The organism is Campylobacter sp. RM16188 (genome assembly GCF_012978795.1).
GTDB lineage: Bacteria > Campylobacterota > Campylobacteria > Campylobacterales > Campylobacteraceae > Campylobacter_A > Campylobacter_A canis.
In genome coordinates this window covers 1-16,610 of the sequence record NZ_LIWQ01000006.1, presented here as the reverse complement: position 1 = coordinate 16,610, position 16,610 = coordinate 1, and the positions used below count along the sequence as shown (strand labels likewise).

General features: G+C 37.6%; 22 protein-coding genes and 1 riboswitch. Of the genes, 1 reads left to right on the top strand and 21 read right to left on the bottom strand.

Annotated features, from left to right (window positions below):
- Positions 1-5 precede the first annotated feature (5 nt).
- From CDOM16188_RS04430 to thiS, 3 genes are read right to left on the bottom strand one after another with little or no spacing between them, the layout of a single operon-like run.
- The gene (locus CDOM16188_RS04430) at positions 6-836 is read right to left on the bottom strand and encodes a thiazole synthase (RefSeq protein ID WP_216656233.1); all 831 of its coding nucleotides are present in this window, start codon (positions 834-836) and stop codon (positions 6-8) included.
- Positions 767-1,369: a sulfur carrier protein ThiS adenylyltransferase ThiF gene (gene thiF, locus CDOM16188_RS04425; RefSeq protein WP_172199466.1), complete on the bottom strand. Its 603-nt coding sequence runs from the start codon at positions 1,367-1,369 to the stop codon at positions 767-769. Before thiF ends, CDOM16188_RS04430 begins: the two co-directional genes overlap by 70 nt.
- A complete protein-coding gene (gene thiS, locus CDOM16188_RS04420; RefSeq protein ID WP_172199463.1) occupies positions 1,369-1,563 on the bottom strand; it encodes a sulfur carrier protein ThiS in 195 nt (64 codons plus the stop codon). The genes thiF and thiS overlap by 1 nt, the downstream gene beginning before the upstream one ends.
- A 24-nt stretch (positions 1,564-1,587) precedes the next feature.
- Positions 1,588-1,687, bottom strand: a riboswitch (TPP riboswitch).
- 128 nt (positions 1,688-1,815) lie between these two features.
- On the opposite strand from thiS, the gene traT reads away from it, so the two are divergent.
- Entirely contained in the window at positions 1,816-2,436 is a 621-nt protein-coding gene (gene traT / locus CDOM16188_RS04415) for a complement resistance protein TraT (protein WP_172199460.1), read from the top strand.
- 3 nt (positions 2,437-2,439) lie between these two features.
- On the opposite strand, the gene CDOM16188_RS04410 is transcribed toward traT, so the two are convergent.
- The 18 genes from CDOM16188_RS04410 to CDOM16188_RS04325 all read right to left on the bottom strand — a co-directional run bounded on the left by CDOM16188_RS04410 (position 2,440) and on the right by CDOM16188_RS04325 (position 16,489).
- Positions 2,440-4,671 (bottom strand): hypothetical protein, encoded by a 2,232-nt coding sequence (locus CDOM16188_RS04410; protein WP_172199457.1) that lies wholly within the window; start codon positions 4,669-4,671, stop codon positions 2,440-2,442.
- The gene (locus CDOM16188_RS04405) at positions 4,668-5,189 is read right to left on the bottom strand and encodes an outer membrane lipoprotein carrier protein LolA (protein ID WP_172199454.1); all 522 of its coding nucleotides are present in this window, start codon (positions 5,187-5,189) and stop codon (positions 4,668-4,670) included. The genes CDOM16188_RS04410 and CDOM16188_RS04405 overlap by 4 nt, the downstream gene beginning before the upstream one ends.
- On the bottom strand, positions 5,164-5,604 hold the full coding sequence (locus tag CDOM16188_RS04400; protein WP_172199451.1) for a thioesterase family protein: 441 nt from the start codon (positions 5,602-5,604) through the stop codon (positions 5,164-5,166). The genes CDOM16188_RS04405 and CDOM16188_RS04400 overlap by 26 nt, the downstream gene beginning before the upstream one ends.
- On the bottom strand, positions 5,601-7,223 hold the full coding sequence (locus CDOM16188_RS04395; protein ID WP_216656232.1) for a glycosyltransferase: 1,623 nt from the start codon (positions 7,221-7,223) through the stop codon (positions 5,601-5,603). Before CDOM16188_RS04395 ends, CDOM16188_RS04400 begins: the two co-directional genes overlap by 4 nt.
- The gene (locus tag CDOM16188_RS04390) at positions 7,213-8,772 is read right to left on the bottom strand and encodes an AMP-binding protein (protein ID WP_172199448.1); all 1,560 of its coding nucleotides are present in this window, start codon (positions 8,770-8,772) and stop codon (positions 7,213-7,215) included. Before CDOM16188_RS04390 ends, CDOM16188_RS04395 begins: the two co-directional genes overlap by 11 nt.
- A complete protein-coding gene (locus CDOM16188_RS04385; protein WP_172199446.1) occupies positions 8,769-9,311 on the bottom strand; it encodes a DNA gyrase subunit B in 543 nt (180 codons plus the stop codon). Before CDOM16188_RS04385 ends, CDOM16188_RS04390 begins: the two co-directional genes overlap by 4 nt.
- A complete protein-coding gene (locus CDOM16188_RS04380) occupies positions 9,301-9,546 on the bottom strand; it encodes an acyl carrier protein (RefSeq protein WP_169942873.1) in 246 nt (81 codons plus the stop codon). Before CDOM16188_RS04380 ends, CDOM16188_RS04385 begins: the two co-directional genes overlap by 11 nt.
- Positions 9,543-9,806, bottom strand: coding sequence for a phosphopantetheine-binding protein (locus CDOM16188_RS04375; RefSeq protein WP_172199443.1), 264 nt, complete (start codon positions 9,804-9,806; stop codon positions 9,543-9,545). The genes CDOM16188_RS04380 and CDOM16188_RS04375 overlap by 4 nt, the downstream gene beginning before the upstream one ends.
- On the bottom strand, positions 9,794-10,582 hold the full coding sequence (locus CDOM16188_RS04370) for a lysophospholipid acyltransferase family protein (RefSeq protein WP_367649335.1): 789 nt from the start codon (positions 10,580-10,582) through the stop codon (positions 9,794-9,796). The genes CDOM16188_RS04375 and CDOM16188_RS04370 overlap by 13 nt, the downstream gene beginning before the upstream one ends.
- On the bottom strand, positions 10,542-11,210 hold the full coding sequence (locus CDOM16188_RS04365; RefSeq protein ID WP_172199440.1) for a beta-ketoacyl synthase chain length factor: 669 nt from the start codon (positions 11,208-11,210) through the stop codon (positions 10,542-10,544). The genes CDOM16188_RS04370 and CDOM16188_RS04365 overlap by 41 nt, the downstream gene beginning before the upstream one ends.
- A complete protein-coding gene (locus tag CDOM16188_RS04360; RefSeq protein ID WP_172199437.1) occupies positions 11,210-11,629 on the bottom strand; it encodes an excinuclease ABC subunit A in 420 nt (139 codons plus the stop codon). Before CDOM16188_RS04360 ends, CDOM16188_RS04365 begins: the two co-directional genes overlap by 1 nt.
- Before the next feature lie 10 nt (positions 11,630-11,639).
- The gene (locus CDOM16188_RS04355; protein ID WP_172199434.1) at positions 11,640-12,044 is read right to left on the bottom strand and encodes a hypothetical protein; all 405 of its coding nucleotides are present in this window, start codon (positions 12,042-12,044) and stop codon (positions 11,640-11,642) included.
- 12 nt (positions 12,045-12,056) lie between these two features.
- On the bottom strand, positions 12,057-13,271 hold the full coding sequence (locus CDOM16188_RS04350) for a beta-ketoacyl-ACP synthase (RefSeq protein WP_172199431.1): 1,215 nt from the start codon (positions 13,269-13,271) through the stop codon (positions 12,057-12,059).
- Complete coding sequence (gene fabG, locus CDOM16188_RS04345) at positions 13,271-13,987, bottom strand: 3-oxoacyl-ACP reductase FabG (protein WP_172199429.1); 717 nt, start codon at positions 13,985-13,987, stop codon at positions 13,271-13,273. The genes CDOM16188_RS04350 and fabG overlap by 1 nt, the downstream gene beginning before the upstream one ends.
- Positions 13,980-14,420 carry a thioester dehydrase gene (locus CDOM16188_RS04340; protein WP_172199427.1) on the bottom strand — a complete coding sequence of 147 codons (441 nt, stop codon included), beginning with the start codon at positions 14,418-14,420 and terminating at the stop codon, positions 13,980-13,982. Before CDOM16188_RS04340 ends, fabG begins: the two co-directional genes overlap by 8 nt.
- Positions 14,417-15,583: a beta-ketoacyl synthase N-terminal-like domain-containing protein gene (locus CDOM16188_RS04335; protein ID WP_172199424.1), complete on the bottom strand. Its 1,167-nt coding sequence runs from the start codon at positions 15,581-15,583 to the stop codon at positions 14,417-14,419. The genes CDOM16188_RS04340 and CDOM16188_RS04335 overlap by 4 nt, the downstream gene beginning before the upstream one ends.
- Positions 15,570-15,869: a hypothetical protein gene (locus tag CDOM16188_RS04330; RefSeq protein ID WP_253908129.1), complete on the bottom strand. Its 300-nt coding sequence runs from the start codon at positions 15,867-15,869 to the stop codon at positions 15,570-15,572. The genes CDOM16188_RS04335 and CDOM16188_RS04330 overlap by 14 nt, the downstream gene beginning before the upstream one ends.
- A gap of 77 nt (positions 15,870-15,946) precedes the next feature.
- Positions 15,947-16,489, bottom strand: coding sequence for a 4'-phosphopantetheinyl transferase superfamily protein (locus tag CDOM16188_RS04325; protein ID WP_172199418.1), 543 nt, complete (start codon positions 16,487-16,489; stop codon positions 15,947-15,949).
- Positions 16,490-16,610 lie beyond the last annotated feature (121 nt).

Sequence of the window (16,610 nt, the reverse complement as noted above, 5' to 3'; positions counted from 1 at the left end):
ACGCCCTACTCCAAAAAACCGCTTAGCGGGCTAGACGCTCTTGCCGCTTCGCTAATCTCGCCAAGCCCTGCCAGATAAGCAAGCCTGCCAGCCTCAATAGAGAGCGCAAAAGCTTTTGCCATCGCTCGCACATCTCCTGAAGTTGCTATAGCGGTATTTGCCATTACCGCAGCGCAACCCATCTGCATAGCCTCGCAAGCCTGAGCAGGGTTTCCGATACCCGCATCAACTATCACGGGCAGTTCTATCTCATCTATTAAAATTTTGATAAATTCACGAGTGGCGAGTCCTTTATTTGTGCCGATAGGCGCTCCAAGAGGCATCACGCAAGCGGCACCCGCATTTACAAGATCGCGAGCCACGTTTAGATCGGGATACATATAAGGCATTACGACAAAGCCCAAATTTGCAAGTTTTTCCGTCGCTTTTATCGTCTCGTAGTTATCAGGCAGCAGATATCTGCTGTCTTTTATACACTCGACTTTAACGAAGTCGCCACATCCAAGTTCGCGCGCAAGCTTTGCGATACGCACGGCCTCTTCTGCATTTCTGGCCCCTGAAGTGTTTGGCAGGATGGTGATATCTTTTGGGATAAAGTCAAGTATATTTTCACTTCCGCCTTCATTTACTCTGCGAAGCGCGAGCGTAACGATCTGAGCTTTTGCGTCTTTTATCGCAGCCTCAAGTAAAGATAGAGAAAATTTGCCCGAACCCAAGATGAAGCGAGAACTAAATTTATGCCCGCCAAGCTCTAAAAAATCATCTTTCACGCACGCTCCTTTTTTGCTCTTTGTAAAGCCAAGTTTAGCACCAAATTCGCCATCATGCCCGCACATATACTTACTCTTGGGCTCATTACACCATCTTTCATATCACTTGTTTCATCACCGCAAACATAAAATTTTTCATTTACTTTTCGCACTTTCATCTCTCCGCTAATTCCCGACATTCCGCTACTTGCTATAAACACGCTATCTAAATTTGCAAGCACGAAATTTGCAAGCATAGCCTTTTGTTCGGCGTTATCAAACGCTTCGCAAATCACGTCAAAGTTTTTTAAGATTTCTTTTGCGTTTTGACCGGTTATCTTAGCCTCTATCGCCTCGATTTGCACTTGCGAAATACTTTCCAAAACTTCTTTAAGTACCACTACTTTTGGCTTGCCAATATCTTTTATAAAGTAGTGCTGGCGGTTTAGATTGCTTAATTCAACCGTATCAAAATCAATTATCGTGAGCTTTTTAACGCCCGAACGCACAAGCATAACGGCTAAATTCGAGCCTATCCCGCCCGCTCCGCAAATAGCGATATTAAGCTTATTAAGAGCGTCTGTAGCGCCCGCCACATTTCGGCTAAACATTTTACTCATCATCCGCCACCCACGAAGCAGACTATCTCTACCCTGTCGCCGTCGTTTAAAATAGTATCAAATTTATCTTTTGGCAAAATTTCACCGTTTAATTCGGCTACAACTTGCTCTATTTTAAAATTTTTACTTGAGAGAAAATCTTGCAAATTTCGCCCTATAAATTCGCTCTCATCTTTGCCATTTATAATTAGCATATTTTGTCTTTGGATTAAATTTGCATCAGAAGTAGCGCATCTTCCTACGTCGGCATTATCCGCTTCAGGTTTAAGGGTCTAAGGCTTGCACCTAATCTCAGCTAACGCTCCCCTGACACATGCGTGATTATAACTTAATTTTTTAAATTTGCCGCTTGGCTACAAGGTATTAAAACAATGTAAACTTTATATTGATTTATTATTTAATAAGTTATATAATCACTTATTATCACAAATTTATAGGAGGTTAAGATGAAAAACGGTCTGTTTTATATAGTTTTAAGCTCATGTCTGATTTTATTTGCAGGGTGTGCCGGAGGAAATTCTCCTGAAACAAGCGTGAAAATGATGCAAAATATCATCCTGCCTCCTGTTGATAGCCAAAACAAGACAATATATATAAATTCCAAAAACATAAGCGGTGAAGAGATAGATTTACAAGAGTATCTCACCGAAGGACTTAAATCAAAAGGATACAAGATAGCAAATACCGCAGAAGATGCAATGTTTGTCCTTACAGCAAGTGTAGTTTCGTTTGAAAAAAAGAGAGATGCAAAAAACAAAAAAGAGGATTACGGTATAGGCAAAGCGGTTAAAACCGAAACAAATTCAGCCGTAAAGCAAACAAACAAATCAGCCGCCGATGTCGTTTCAAATATCAGTTCGTCGTTCGTAGACAGTATAATGGATAATTTTTCAAGCGGCATGGTCTATGAGATGAAAGTTGATATACTGGTAAGTCAAAATAGCAAAAACAAACAAATAGACAAGAAAACTTACACCACAGGCACGGCAAACGGGAGCATGAAGCCTCAAGATGCTATAAAAGCACTTGAAAGCAAAATAGCAAAACAGATAGTAGGTATATTCTGATATTTATAAATTTCTTGCGCTCAAAACGCTAGCGGCAAGTGCATAAAAAGCCACGCAAAGACTAACGCTAAGCCCAAATAGGCTGATCGCGCCTGTGGTGCTAAAAGTAAGCATAAAAAACGATATGAAGCTGGTAACCGCCGCCATCATAATGCCAAAGATACGCTCATTTACACTCAAATTTTTATTTAGAGCAAATATCATATAATCAATTCCGACCGCACTTGCCAAGATAAGTCCAAACACTACAAAGATATTAATATGCATATCAAAAAAGACAAAAAAGCAAAGCGTGCTCATCACTCCAAGCGTGATTAAGCTCATAACCAAAGAGGCTTTAAGAGCGCCAAAAAACACCCACAAAAGCACAAACGCAAGACAAAAGGCTATAAGTTTAAGCATAGCCGCAGATGCTTTAGCTTCAGTGAAATTTTGATTAAGCGCACTTAGAAAATCGACTACAAAAGCGTCGTTTAAAGCTAAAATTTCATCGCTTTTATCGTTATTTGTAAAATTTTTTGCATAAATTACGCTTGAATTTTCATCAAGTAAGAAGCGCTTAAAATCTTTTGCAATATCAAATTTTAAAATTTCATCCAAGCTAAGCGTTTTAACTTGAGATACTTTGTCAAACTCTTTGTTTATCATATCTTCATCAAAGCCGAAATTTGTATAAATTTCTATCATTTTAGGATCGTTTTTAGCTTTTTTAAAAGCGTCTTTTATACTCTCTTGCTCGCTTTGGGTTAGAAAAATTTTAGATATGGATTCGTAGTTTTCAACTAAATTTTCAGCCTTAAGCTCGCTTAAAAGTTTATTTTCAGCCTGCAAGACATCATTGCCGTTTTTAACCACAATCATCAAACCAGATCCTGCAAGTCCGCTAAGCTCTGATATCTTTTTTGACTGCAAAAGCAGCTCATCAGGAGAGCTTGAATACTCTTTTATATTATCGGTAGCAATTAAATTTGATAAATTTAGTAGCAAAACAGAAGCAAGAAAAATCGCAAGCAAAGATACAAATTTGATTCCGATTTTGCCTGCAAACACAAGGCAAAATTCTTCAAATTTATTTAAAATTTCAGTAAAAATTTTGCTTTGAGTGAAAATTTTGCCCTCAAGAATGAGCGGCAAACAAAAATATGTAAACAAAAACGCACCAAAAAGCGTAAAAAAAGAAAAGACCGCAATCTGCTTTAAAATTTCAAGCTTTGCAAACACAAACACCCCATATCCGCTCATCGTGATAACAAGTCCCAGCAAAAATATGCCAAGCATAGGGCGCATACCGTATCTGCTTATTTTTATATTTTGACTTTTGCCCAGCCAATGAAGAGCAAAATCAAACATCAGTCCCACAAGACTGGTGCCTATAACCACAACCATAATATGCACGCTTGCAAATACCGCAAGCGAGGCTGCAAAGCCGCAAGCAAATCCGAAAATCGCAACAAAAATAATAAAAAATATATTGAAATTTCTAAAAGCAAGTAAGAACAAAGCAGAGCTTAGAAAGAGCGAAACAAGGCTCATATAAAGACTCTCTTTATCTCCCCTGTCCTTTGCAAAAGCCGAATAAAGCGCACCCGAACTTATAAACGCCTCTGCATTTTCTTTGTCCGCCCAAGCTTTTATCTCTTCATAAAATTTAATGAGCTTTTTATCATCATAGCCATTTTTAAGCCTTGCTTTTATGAGATAAAAATCCTTATTTTCATCTTTAACCATAAGCATAAGGCTTGAAAGATCGAGGCTTATCTTTGAATCATCTACACTCAAATGACTTGAAAAACCGAAAAAATCATCGTTTGGGCTAAGCGGTTTAAAAGCAAATTGATTAAAAAAGCTTTCGGCATTTTTTTTAAAAAACTTGCCGCTACCCCCAACTATCTCTTGGTAAATTTCTTTACTGAGCATAGCCATCTTAAGCCGGTTTATCTCATCAAGATAGTTTGAAAGATTGATATTTGTCGTAGCGTTAAATTCATCAAAAATACCGAATTCAAAAGCGGTTTTTTCAGCTTTTAAAGCAAATTCTTTCGAGTCGCTCATAAATAAAAATTCATTTGAAAAATCTTTTTGCATGGATTTTAAAAGCTGAAATTCACGCTCGTTTTCTTTAAAATTTACAAGAGCGAATATATCGGTTTCAACTCTTTTTATCTCGCTTACGATATAAAAAACAGACACAAAAAAGACAAGAAGAAACAGACAAAAAGTAGAGATTTTTTTCATTTTATATCATAAAATTCGTTTATCGTTTTATCTCCGCTTACCTCATCAAGTTCAAGTCGTTTTAAAAACTCATCTCCGCTTAATGAAATTTGAGTAAAAATTTGCTTTAAAAGTAAATTTTTAGGCGTTAGCACGATATCCCAGCCTTTACTTGAAGATGAAATTTTATATTCAAACTCTTTTTTCAGCTCGCTTTCATCAAGTCTAACGAGAGCCAAAAATAGCTTCTCATCGAAATTTTGACCGGTTTTTATAAGATCATCGCCGTTTTTTTGAAAAACCCCGTCCTTGTTTATGATGAGAGTTGAAGAAATCGGCTTGCTGTTTTGCCAAAGCAGCTCATTTTCGTTTAAAGAAAACGAGCCATAGCTCTTAAAAGCGTTATTAAAACCTTTTAAAATTTTAGTCTGAGTAAAATTTCCGCTTATGTTTTGAGTTTTTATGTTTGATTTTATCTCTTCAAAGCCGGTCGCAAACAAGCTTAGGCTAAGACTAAATATTACTATTAAGTTTTTCATTTTGATACCTTTTTATCGCTTTTTTAATGGGTTCGGGCAACAAAAGACAAGTTTGCATGTCCTTCATATCAACCGCTACTTGCGAGCTGTTTGCCACACTTAGCTTCTCTTTTGTTTTGACGTTTCTTATGATGTATCTAAATTTTAAAAAGCTCTCAAATTCAACCAAAATAGCCTCAACCTCGATCTCATCGCCAAAAAACACAGGCTTTGCATACTTGATGTCAAGCTTAACGACAGGAAAAGCAAAGCCGTCGTTTTTCATCGCTTCGTAGTTATATCCTATCTCATCAAGCAGTTCGCAACGCGCTGTTTCAAGGTATTTGATATAGTTGCCGTGCCAAACCACGTTCATAGAATCCACATCGAAAAACTGAGCTTTTAAGATAACTTTCTTTGAAATTTCACTCATCATTGACCCCAAAAATCAAAAAAATTAAACCACTGAGAAGGTGTTTGAACGCATCTTCTTTCAAGTTCTTTTACGTAAGCTTCAAGATATGGCTTAACGCTTGCTTGCTTATCTCGAAAAAGCTTTATCTGATCAGCGATTTTAATTAGCTCTATATCAAATTTATCTCCCATCTTTTGACACCAAAGAGAGCTTACGCCAACGCCTAAAATTCCGGCTATCAGATACGGTCCGTAGTTAAATTTAGCGCTTTGTCCAAGGAAGCTAACCTCGCTAAATTTATCCCCGCTTATAGGCACTCTATCGCCCATTATGCCTATATGAATACCGCTATCTACTATGTTTTTAAGCTCCAGCATAGCCTCTACGTCAAGCTCGTTAACAAGTATCACGCGCACGCTTTTACCGCTTATCTTGGCTATGGCCCCTGCAAATTCCCGTGTATTTTTATCATAGGCTAAAATGACCATATCAAGTCCGCCGACTTTTGTTGAAAGCGCTTTGCAAATTTCAATATTTCCAAGATGAGCGGTCAGTATAACCTGCCCTCTTTTAGCATTTATGAGCTCATTTTGAATGGTTTGTAAATTTACGGCTCTAATCTCATCTAGCGTTATCTCGCCTCGCCACACTCTAAATTTATCGCAAATCGCAACACCGAATTCATAAAAATTACTAAATACGCTACTATCTTTAATGCACTCTTTGCCCGCAAATTTGGCTAAATTTTCTCTAAATTTCTTAATATTTTCACGCTCCTTTTTTGAGGTGACGTAGTAAAAAAACACTACGATTTTTATCAGAAAATTCAAAAGAAATTTTGGCGTGTATTTTGTTAAAAATAGTGTCAAATTTAATAAATTTTTACCGCCTCGCTCATGCTTTTGCCACCACATTTTATCGCTTTTAGAGCCTATTAATCTATCAAAAGCAAATTTTGGCATAGTTAAAAAATACTTAGCGTGCATAAGCGATATAAGCGCGTTGTCTCTTAGCATTTTAAAGTGCGACACGCCGCCTTTTTCGTAAAACACCCTTATATCTATCCATTCCATATTAACACCGCTTCTATGGGCGTTTACAAGGATTTCGGTGTCAAATTCCATCCTATCGGTATTGCTTTTGGAAATTGCCGTTTCAAGCTCTTTTAAGGGATAAATTCTAAATCCGCACATCCCGTCTTTGATATCTGCGCCAAGAGTGTTGATATATATCCAAAAATTTGTTATTTTTCTACCGTGAACCCTGGCTTTTGGCGCGCTTTCATCATAAACGGGAGCTGCGCATATGAGTTTTTTAGGCTCTTTTTTGCTGCAAGCTAAAAACTCGCTTATTACGCTAAGATCGTGCTGAGAGTCCGCATCTATCTGAAAAAGATGGCTAAAGCCGTTTTCAAGCCCGAATTTAAACCCGTCCTTCATCGCAGCTCCCTTGCCGCCGTTTTGCTCTCTAGTTAAGATAATAACGCCTTCAAGGCTATTTAGCACGGCTTTACTGGCACTATCTGAGCCGTCATCTACGATTATGATAGGCAAATCGTGCTTTTTAAGCTTAGCTACAAGCTGCTTTATGCGAGCCGGATGGTTGTAAAATGGGATTAAAAAGCCGTATTTATATATCAAATTTTATCCTGCCGCTTGAGCACTTTTCGCCGTTGCAAAATAGCTCGAAGTTGATCTTCTCATCGCTCACGTCAAAACAGACATCAAGAGTATCGTTTGGGCGGACAAATTTAGTAAATTTTAGATTTTCTACGCTAGTTTTATCACTAAATTTTACCCCCACACTCCTAGCTAGGGCAAATACAAAATCAAGCTGAAAAAATCCCGGCACCAAAGGAAGCCTCGCAAAATGATGAGTAAATATATCAAGTTCAACGCTCATAACGCAGCTAAATTTATGCTCCCAAACATCACTTTTGCACCTAGTCCACTTTGGCCAAATTTGCCTAAACAAAACCTCTTCAAATTTATCCTTTGAAAATTTTCCTTGAGGATTTCTAGGTAAGCTTTCGACTATCTTAAAGCGCCTAACGCTATTTTTGTATTCTATCTTCAATATCTCTTTAAGCTGCTCTACTATGCCCGCTTTGCCAAATTTTCTAAATTTATCAAGCCCGCTTTTATTTAATTCCAAAAGCGCAACCGCACGCTTAAATTTTGGATGAACCGCGCAATAACAATCGCTTAAATTTCCGCTTTCAAATAGCTTTTTTTCGATACTTTCTAGGCTTATTCGCTTGTCGTTTAGTTTGATTATCCTATCGATCCTGCCACGCAAGATGAGGCGCGAACCTTCTATGCCGGCACAATCGTTACTTTGAAAAAACTCGCACCAAGGAGAGCTTACGTTTAACGCTTCTCTTTCATCAAGTCCGCCCTTAACAGGCTCAAGAAGCATAAGCCCGTCGCCTAAATTTTGCGCTATCGTACCGGTTTCGGTACTGCCGTATATGTCAATTATCTTTGCATTGCAAAGCTTATTAAGCTCTTCTCTAAGCTCACTTTTTAGCTCGCTTCCTGCCGAAACTATACCGCAAATAGGCTTTATCTCGTCCGCTCTTGGGCTTTGAACCAAGGCTTTAAGCAACACGGGAGAGGTTATTAAAACATGATTGTTAAGATCAAGCTCTAGGATTGCTTCAGGGTAGTTAAGCTCGCGCGCGATAGCCTTTGAGCCAATCATCATAGGAAGAAATATCCTATAAGCAAGCCCGAACATATGCTGGTGCGAAACGCTTGCAAATATTATATTTTCAGGACTAAAGCCAAAAATTTTAGCCAAATATTCGCCCTCTACAATCATGCTTTTAAGAGATTTTTTTATATTTTTACTCTTACCTGTTGAGCCTGAAGTCTGAAGATAAAATTTGCTATCCTCGTTTAAATTTAGCTCGCAAATATCATTTACATCTAAAAATTCGGCAAAATTTTCATCTCTTACACTAAGCATTTCGCCGCTAAAAATCGGCTTTGGCAAAATATAAGCAACCGCTCCTGCTGTCATCGCGCCAAAAAATGCTATGCAAAAATCACAAGCCGAACTTAGATAAATTTCAACTTCTTTTATATCGTTTTGTTTTAAATAGCTTGCAAATTTTTTAGATTGGACAAATATATCCCTATCATCATCTATAAATCTAAAATTCTTAAATTTATCAATAAAACTCATCTGCCATCTCTTAAAATAAAAATCTTTCTATACAAAATCTCACCGCCAAAAAGAGCGCCCATAAGCAGATATGAAATCACTCCCGTATAAACGCTCCAGTAAATCTTATCATCAAGAATAGATAAAAAAAGCGCCAAAGCGGCGTTAAAAATAAAAAAACCACACCAAATTTTAGTCAAATTTCTAGTATAGGCTATAACTTTTTCATTCAAATTTGCCTCTTTCAGTCTGGCAAATTTCGTTATGATTGCCTCATTTTTTAAGCTATATGCAAAAACAGCCAAAAATCCAAGACTTACCAAGACGGGATATAAAAAGGCTAAAGCCGATCCTTTAAAGATAAGGCAAAGCCCAAAAAATACCGCTGCCAAGAAAGAAACAAGCCTTAAATTTCCGCTTTCTAAAATTCCTCTTAACGTCCATAAAATTCCAAGTGCGGCAATAACGATTAGACTAAATCGGTTTGCAAAAAATAGTGCAAAAGGATAAGCTATGCTTGCTATAAATATTCCCGCCCTTATAGCCGTTTTAAGCTTCAAATTTCTTTGCAACCGCTTTAACGATATCTTCAAGCGTCTTTACGCTCTTAAAATCCTCGGGCATAAGTCTATGTCCCGTTTTTCGCTTGATGTGATCGATTAGATCTATCGCATCTATACTATCTATCTCAAGCTCTTCATAAATAAGCGTTTCTGGCTTTATCCTGCTTTCTTCTATCTCAAAAAGCTCTATCAAAGAGGATTTTAAAATTTCAAATATCTCTTCTTGCTTCATTGCTCGCTCCTCTTTTCAAAAATGTATTTTGCAAGCGAATTTACGCTATAAAATATCTCTTTTAAATTCGCCGTCTTTGAATCAAGCACAAGGCCGTATCGCTTCTGCACGGCAAGTCCAAGCTCAAGCGCATCTACGCTATCAAGCCCCAAGCCTTCATTAAAAAGAGGTGCGTTTTCATCGATATCGCTTGGCTTCATATCCTCCAAATTCAGGCTGTTTATGATAAGCTCTTTTATCTCATTAACTAACTCTTGCATTCAAACTCCTTCCTGTAAATTTCATTCATATACCTATGTAGCTCTTTGGCTCTTATAGGATTTGGCTTATGAGTAAAAAATCCTTTCATATCAAGGCAAAAAAGCTCATAAAAGTCATATTTTATCATAACATCGGGCGTGCTATACCAAGGCTCGCCCTTTCTTAGGCTTCTTGGCTGCATATTAATAGCAATGCCTATGATTTCGCTTGCCGCTTTTGTCGCGATATGAGATGCGGCTTTGTGGAAATTTATCTCATCTTTAGTTCTCGTTCCTTCGGGAAAGACGATCAAATTTTCTCCGTTTTCAAGAGCGCAAACGCTTCTTGCAAGCAACTCTTCGTTAGCCGTATTTGGTATATATCCACACGCTTTAATAGCAAATGATAAAAATACGTTTTTAGTAAGATCGCCCTTTACTATGCAGTTTGCACGCCGAATTTTAGATATCAAAAAGACCACGTCTATAAGAGACGGGTGATTTGCCACTATCATTTGGGAATTTTTGCACAGATCGGTTTTGATATCAAATTTATAGTCTAAATAGCCAAAAATTTTACTCACCGCTATGAAAAATTTCCAAGACAACCAAACGCTATCACGGGATAAATTTTGAACTGTTTTAAATTTATGAAGACCAAGTATCACGATAGGTAAAAATATTAGATTTCCTACCATGCAAATAATTCCAAAAATAATAAAAAGCACAGCCGCCAAAGCTTGACGCAAAAGCTTTTTAAGGCTCATAGTCCCACTGCCAAGTGCAGTTTTTATCACTGCTAGTCCACGATGATTTTTTACATATATCAAAATTTAGTAAAAATTTAAGCAGTAAATTTTCATCGATATCTTTTTGCTTTTCGCCTTGAATTAGCTTTAAATTCTGTCCTTTAGAAACTACCATGGCAACCATAAAAGAGGCTTCGTCTTGTTTAAAATACTCCTGATTTACAGCTTCATAATAAGCAAGCAAAAGCACTCTATTATGACCGTTTTCAAGATGAAGTTTGGCTTGCACAAGAGCGTATTCAAGAGTAGCATACGCACACACAGCGGAAATTTCATGACGATTTTGCATACTAATACTAAGAAGCGAAGATATGGCGTTATGAACCGAAAGCGAAAATGAAGTCGGCGAGATAAGCTCGCCTCTTGCAAGCGTGCTTTGCAGATCAAAACATCTATTTATCTCCCCGCTATATGAGCTAAAAACCACAGGCATATCGATATTGCCAAGCCTTTTTGTAAGATGAAAGGCGCACTTTGCAGCCTTGCTTAGCCTGCGTCTTTCAAGCGGCGGGATATGCGAGATATCAAATTCTTTTGTATATTTTAAAAGCTCGCTTTTGCCGGCATTATCAAAAACAATAGCGTCAAAAAATTCAACCTTAAAGCTTAAATTCATTATTTTGCTATATCGCCTTTTAGCGTTACACCGGCCATAAGCGCTCCGGCTCCGCACTGAAACTTGGTTTTAGAGTCAAAAGGCTGCTTTTTGTAATAACCGGTAAGATTTATAACTCTGGTGCCACCCTCTTTAACGGCTCGCTCTTGAAATGTCTTGATGGCTGATAAAAATGCCCATTCGCAAGCCTCTTTATCGCTTTTATTAAACGCATTTGTCTTTTTGTTTGAGGTGAGGCCCTTTTGTAAAATTTTACCTTTTGTGCCCGAGCCAAAGCTTAGCTTGATGTCTTTATTAAGAACTTCGGCAGCCTTTGGCGACTTTAAAACCTCGTCAATCGAAAAGTAAAGCACGTCATCGCGCGCACTTAAATTTAAACCCAAAACCAAAACCGCTATACCGGCAAAAATTTTCTTCATCATTTCTCCTTTATTTGGCTATATCGCCTCTTAGTCTAACCGTAAATTTGTTAGTATAGAGGCATTGAAATTCCGTTTTAGAACTAAATACATTGCCGTATAAAAAGCTTACTATATTTACGGCTTTTGATCCATTTTCTTTTTTAACTCGTCTTTGAAAAGCATTTACCGCATCCAAAAAAGCTATTTCACACTTATCTTTTTTATCTGATATTTCGCCTCTTTGCTTTCTGCTTGCAGTGGCTGCCACTACAACTCTATCGGCTGTGTATGTATCTGCAAATTCCACTTTTACATCGGGTAATATATATTTTTTAGCTAAAGGATTTTTAAACGCCTCTTCAATGCTTAGATTAAATATCTCATCGGCATTTAAGCTAAAAATAAAAACCGCCAAAAACAATATCTTTTTCACTACTGCTCCTTATTAAATTTTCTTAAATATAAGCGATGTATTTACTCCGCCAAATGCAAAGTTGTTGCTCATAACAAAGTCGGTATTTATGGCCGTTTCTTCTCTTAAATATCTTAGCGGAGCGCAGCTTTCATCAATATGATTTAAATTTATCGTAGGGAAAAATAGCCCCTCTCTCATCATCATAACGCTAAATATCGCCTCAAGACCACCACAGGCTCCAAGAGTGTGTCCAAGATAGCTTTTAAGCGAGCTGATAGCTATATTTTCGCCAAAAAGCTCATTTGTAGCTATACTTTCTGCGATATCTCCTTGCTTGGTAGCGGTTGCGTGAGCGTTGATATAGCCTATCATATCGGGAGTTAAATTTGCTTCTTTTAGCGCTAATTGCATCGCGCCTTTCATAGTAGCGCTTTGCGGTCTTGTTACGTGCGTTCCGTCACAGTTTGAGCCAAACCCGGCAACTTCAGCGTAAATTTTAGCTCCCCTTTTCATAGCGCTCTCTTCGCTCTCAAGCAGCATTATACCGGCTCCTTCTCCAAGAACCAAACCATCTCGGCCTGAGTCAAATGGTGCAGGAGAGAGCTTTGGAATTGAATTCTTAACACTGGTTGCATAAAGCATATCAAAGACATAAGCTTCACTTGGACAGAGCTCTTCTGCGCCTCCTGCAAGCATCATGTCTATCCTGCCGCTTTTTATGCTCTCATAAGCATATCCGATAGCATGAGATCCACTGGTACAGGCTGATGAAGTAGGTATTATGCGTCCTGTTAGTTTATAAAAAAGAGCTATATTAGCAGCCGTCGTGTGAGGCATCATCTTTATATATGTATTGGCGTTACAGCTATTTTCGCCTGTACTTAAAAGATTGGCCATAGATAAAATCGACTCTGTACTGCCGGTAGATGAACCGCATGCCACGCCCATCCTACCGTCTGTAATCCTCTCATCATTCAAAAGTCCTGCGTCACTTAGAGCAAGCCCTGCAGCTTCAACGCTATATCTTGATACGATACCAAGGCTTCTAAGTTGCTTTCTATCCCACTCCTTTGGGCACTCGTAATTTAAAATGGGCGCGGCAAGGCGAGTATTTAGATCATTATACCTATCCCACTCCTTCATATAAACAACAGCATTTTCACCCTGCTTAAATTTTTCTCTTACTTCACTCCAGCTCTTACCAAAAGCGCTTACTATGCCCATTCCCGTTACAAATACACGCATCAGCAAAGACCTCCATTTACGCCGATAACTTGTCTTGTTATATATGAGGCATCTTCGCTTAGTAAAAACTCAACCAATGGCGCTACTTCTTCTGTTTTGCCCGCTCTTTTTGCAGGAATTGCTTTTAAAATTTCATCCATCGGCAAATTTTCATCTATCATATCTGTTTCAATAAGTCCCGGAGCTACGCAATTAACGGTTATATTTCTTGAAGCAAGCTCTACGGCAAGAGCTTTTGTGGCTCCTATAAGCCCTGCTTTGCTCGCAGAATAATTAACCTGTCCTCTATTGCCGATAATGCCTGAAACCGAGCTTATCACAACTATCCTAGCAGGCTTTCTCGTGCGTATCATAGGCATGAGTGCAGGCTTTAAGACATTATAAAAGCTATTTAAATTTACATCTATAACATCAAACCAATCCTCTTTTTCAATCGCTACAAAGGTGTTATCGCGAGTTATCCCTGCATTTAAGACTACGGCGTAGTAAGCGCCGTTTTTAGCCATATCCTCTTCAATGGCAAAATTTGCAGCCTGCGTATCGCTCACATCAAAAACAAGGCTTTTAAAACCAAGTTCGTTTTCAAGGTTAGTTAGCGCATCGCTTTTCTTCTTTCCGTGCAAAACTACTTCATAGCCGCTACTTGTAAGACGCCTTGCTATAGCCTCGCCTATGCCTCTGCTTGAGCCCGTTATCAAAACTCTTTTTTTACTCATTTACAATCCTTTGTACAAACTCATCATTAGGACTTATTACGTTTAAACGGGCTTTGGCTGCTATTTTGCCATCCGTATAAAGCTCGCAATCATAAATTCCAAACCCCTCCTCATCCTGCAAAGAACATCTTGCCTCTATCACAACTTCGTCCCCTACACTTAAAAACGGCTGAAACATCTCAAACTTTCTGCTTCCAAGCAAGAATCCAAGTCCTGATTTTAACCCTTTTAACTCGCGCATCTTAGAGTCATATATCCCAAGCGCTTGCGCCATCATCTCTATACTTTTATACATCTCAAATTTGCCGTCTTGCAAAAATTTATTATCGCTTTTTATGATACTTTTAGTCTTGATATAATCTTGCTTAAATTCTAAAATTTCATCTATAAGAACGATAGAAGTGCCGTGAGGCAAATAATCAGCCAAACTCATCTAACCCTTTCAAAAATAATCGCCGCATTATCTCCGCCAAAAGCAAAAGATAACGACATGGCAGAATTTACAACGGCTTTTTCATTGATTTTAACCAAATTTACTCTCTTTATCTCTTCGTCATAAATTCCATCATATATATGAGGTGGTAAAACAACTTCTTTTTGCATGCAAAGCATCACACAAATAGAGCTTTCAATCGCTCCTGCGGCACCCAATGTATGTCCTATCGCAGGTTTTATAGAACTTGCCGGTGTATTTGGCAAATTTGCATTTATTACGGCAGCTTCAGCCTGATCGTTTGCCACTGTTCCTGTGCCATGCAAATTTATATAATCAACCTCGCTTAAATTTGCTTTTTTAAGCGCTTCTTGGATGCAAATTCCTTGCATTTTGCCGCTTGTTTCAGGCTGAGTCATATGAAACGCATCGCAATTTGAATGTTCACCCGCTATAACAATATCAGAGATCTCATCCTTATTTAGCACAAAAAGCCCAGCACCTTCGCCTATATTTATACCGTCGCGATTTTTTGAAAAGGGATTAGTTTCGCCCTCACTTAGTATCCCAAGAGAATGAAACCCGTTTATAGTAAGAGTATTTAGACTATCAACTCCACCGCAAATAACCGCATCGCAAATTCCCGCTTTAATAAGCCTTTTGGCTTCAATTATCGCCTTAACGCCCGAAGTGCAAGCCGTAGAAACGGCAAAGCAAACTCCATTTAATCCGTAAAAATCAGCGATAAACTCGGCGGGATTTGCCAGAGCATTTTGGCTGACATTGTATCCAAATATATCAAAAAAGCCTGTCTTAGTATGCTCTTTAAATATCTTGTAGTTTTCTTCAACTCCGCTTGTTGTAGTTCCTATAACGACACCTACGCGATTTTTGCCACGCTTCTTTATGGCGTCTTTTATTGTATTATCAATTTGCATCATAGCGTTTAAGACAAGTGCATTTGTGCGGGTTTTAAAGTATTTAGGCGTTTTGGGGCTAAATTTTTCAAAACTAATATCTATCTTACCCAGCATTAATGATTTGCCCTCTATAAAACTATCGCAAAGAGTTAAAAATCTCTTACCTGTTTGTAAATTTAAAATATTTTCATCCGCACTTATGCCGGCTACGCTCACTATGGACGGCTTACTAACGTATATCAATGCTTTTTACCTTAAATTTTTCTTCATCTATTAAAATTTCATTTTCATGCTCTTTATTTTTTATCATATCAAGAACAGCCACAAAAAGATCGTTATATCTTGAATTTGGCGGTAAAAATCCAATATTTTCAAATTTGCCGTCTTTTGTTAAAACTCGCCTAGCCAAAGGAGCTCCAAGCGCACTAATTAAAGTAAAATTATATCCCTTGTCGGTACTGGCTACATAAAGAATGCCTGATCCTTCCTGAAAAATAACTTCAAAATTTTTTTCACCGAATTTAGGCAAAATGGGCGGTTGAAATTTGGCACTACAGGCAGATAGTAATGTTGCTAAAATAATTAATTTTAGAAATTTAACCACACTCAATCAAAACTCTCGTCTTTATAAAATTTAATCATTATATCTTTTTTACCTTTAAAAACTACAGAAACTATAAACAAATCATTAACAATAAAGCTTTTTTTAAAATACCCTTTTGAGTTTATAGCATCTACTAGTTTAAGTTCACTAAAGCCTAAATTCTGAGCTTTTATCAAAGCTTCTTTGGTAGTATAAATTTGATAAAATTTTTCTTTGCTTTTTAGCGACTTGGACCACTCTTGCTGTTCAAATTCCGTAAAACAAAATTCGCTTATGTGATCAAAATTTCTATCTTTTAACTCTTCGATATCTATGCCAAATCCACCCTTTCCAAAGAGCACCGCCACACATCCATCTTTATGAGATATACAAAATTTAGAGCGCTTTTTAAATGTAAATTTTAAGGCACGAGAATTTATGAAAGATTTTGATTGCAATAAATACGGATATCTTTTAACTCTTCTTTTGTCTGCCTTGCTAAGCATTTTTTTATTAAATTTAAGCTCTTTTTTTAAGCATACAACGAGCTCTAATGAATCTTTCAAAAACTCTCCAATGTTATAAATTTTCTATATGTTAATTTATAAGTAGTCTATCTTAATTCTATGATAGCAATATAAGTTTATATTTCACTCTTTTTCTATCTTCTTCTTATCCTCTCTTTAC

Excerpts from the sequence above, each read along its gene's own strand:
- CDOM16188_RS04360 (WP_172199437.1), bottom strand. The coding sequence starts at position 11,629 with ATGAAGAAAATTTTTGCCGGTATAGCGGTTTTGGTTTTGGGTTTAAAT.
- fabG (WP_172199429.1), bottom strand. The coding sequence starts at position 13,987 with ATGAGTAAAAAAAGAGTTTTGATAACGGGCTCAAGCAGAGGCATAGGC.
- CDOM16188_RS04350 (WP_172199431.1), bottom strand. The coding sequence starts at position 13,271 with ATGCGTGTATTTGTAACGGGAATGGGCATAGTAAGCGCTTTTGGTAAG.
- CDOM16188_RS04380 (WP_169942873.1), bottom strand. The coding sequence starts at position 9,546 with ATGAAGCAAGAAGAGATATTTGAAATTTTAAAATCCTCTTTGATAGAG.
- thiS (WP_172199463.1), bottom strand. The coding sequence starts at position 1,563 with ATGCTAATTATAAATGGCAAAGATGAGAGCGAATTTATAGGGCGAAAT.
- CDOM16188_RS04340 (WP_172199427.1), bottom strand. The coding sequence starts at position 14,420 with ATGAGTTTGGCTGATTATTTGCCTCACGGCACTTCTATCGTTCTTATA.
- thiF (WP_172199466.1), bottom strand. The coding sequence starts at position 1,369 with ATGAGTAAAATGTTTAGCCGAAATGTGGCGGGCGCTACAGACGCTCTT.
- CDOM16188_RS04375 (WP_172199443.1), bottom strand. The coding sequence starts at position 9,806 with ATGCAAGAGTTAGTTAATGAGATAAAAGAGCTTATCATAAACAGCCTG.
- traT (WP_172199460.1), top strand. The coding sequence starts at position 1,816 with ATGAAAAACGGTCTGTTTTATATAGTTTTAAGCTCATGTCTGATTTTA.
- CDOM16188_RS04430 (WP_216656233.1), bottom strand. The coding sequence starts at position 836 with ATGTGCGGGCATGATGGCGAATTTGGTGCTAAACTTGGCTTTACAAAG.
- CDOM16188_RS04365 (WP_172199440.1), bottom strand. The coding sequence starts at position 11,210 with ATGAATTTAAGCTTTAAGGTTGAATTTTTTGACGCTATTGTTTTTGAT.
- CDOM16188_RS04390 (WP_172199448.1), bottom strand. The coding sequence starts at position 8,772 with ATGAGTTTTATTGATAAATTTAAGAATTTTAGATTTATAGATGATGAT.
- CDOM16188_RS04400 (WP_172199451.1), bottom strand. The coding sequence starts at position 5,604 with ATGATGAGTGAAATTTCAAAGAAAGTTATCTTAAAAGCTCAGTTTTTC.
- CDOM16188_RS04405 (WP_172199454.1), bottom strand. The coding sequence starts at position 5,189 with ATGAAAAACTTAATAGTAATATTTAGTCTTAGCCTAAGCTTGTTTGCG.
- CDOM16188_RS04410 (WP_172199457.1), bottom strand. The coding sequence starts at position 4,671 with ATGAAAAAAATCTCTACTTTTTGTCTGTTTCTTCTTGTCTTTTTTGTG.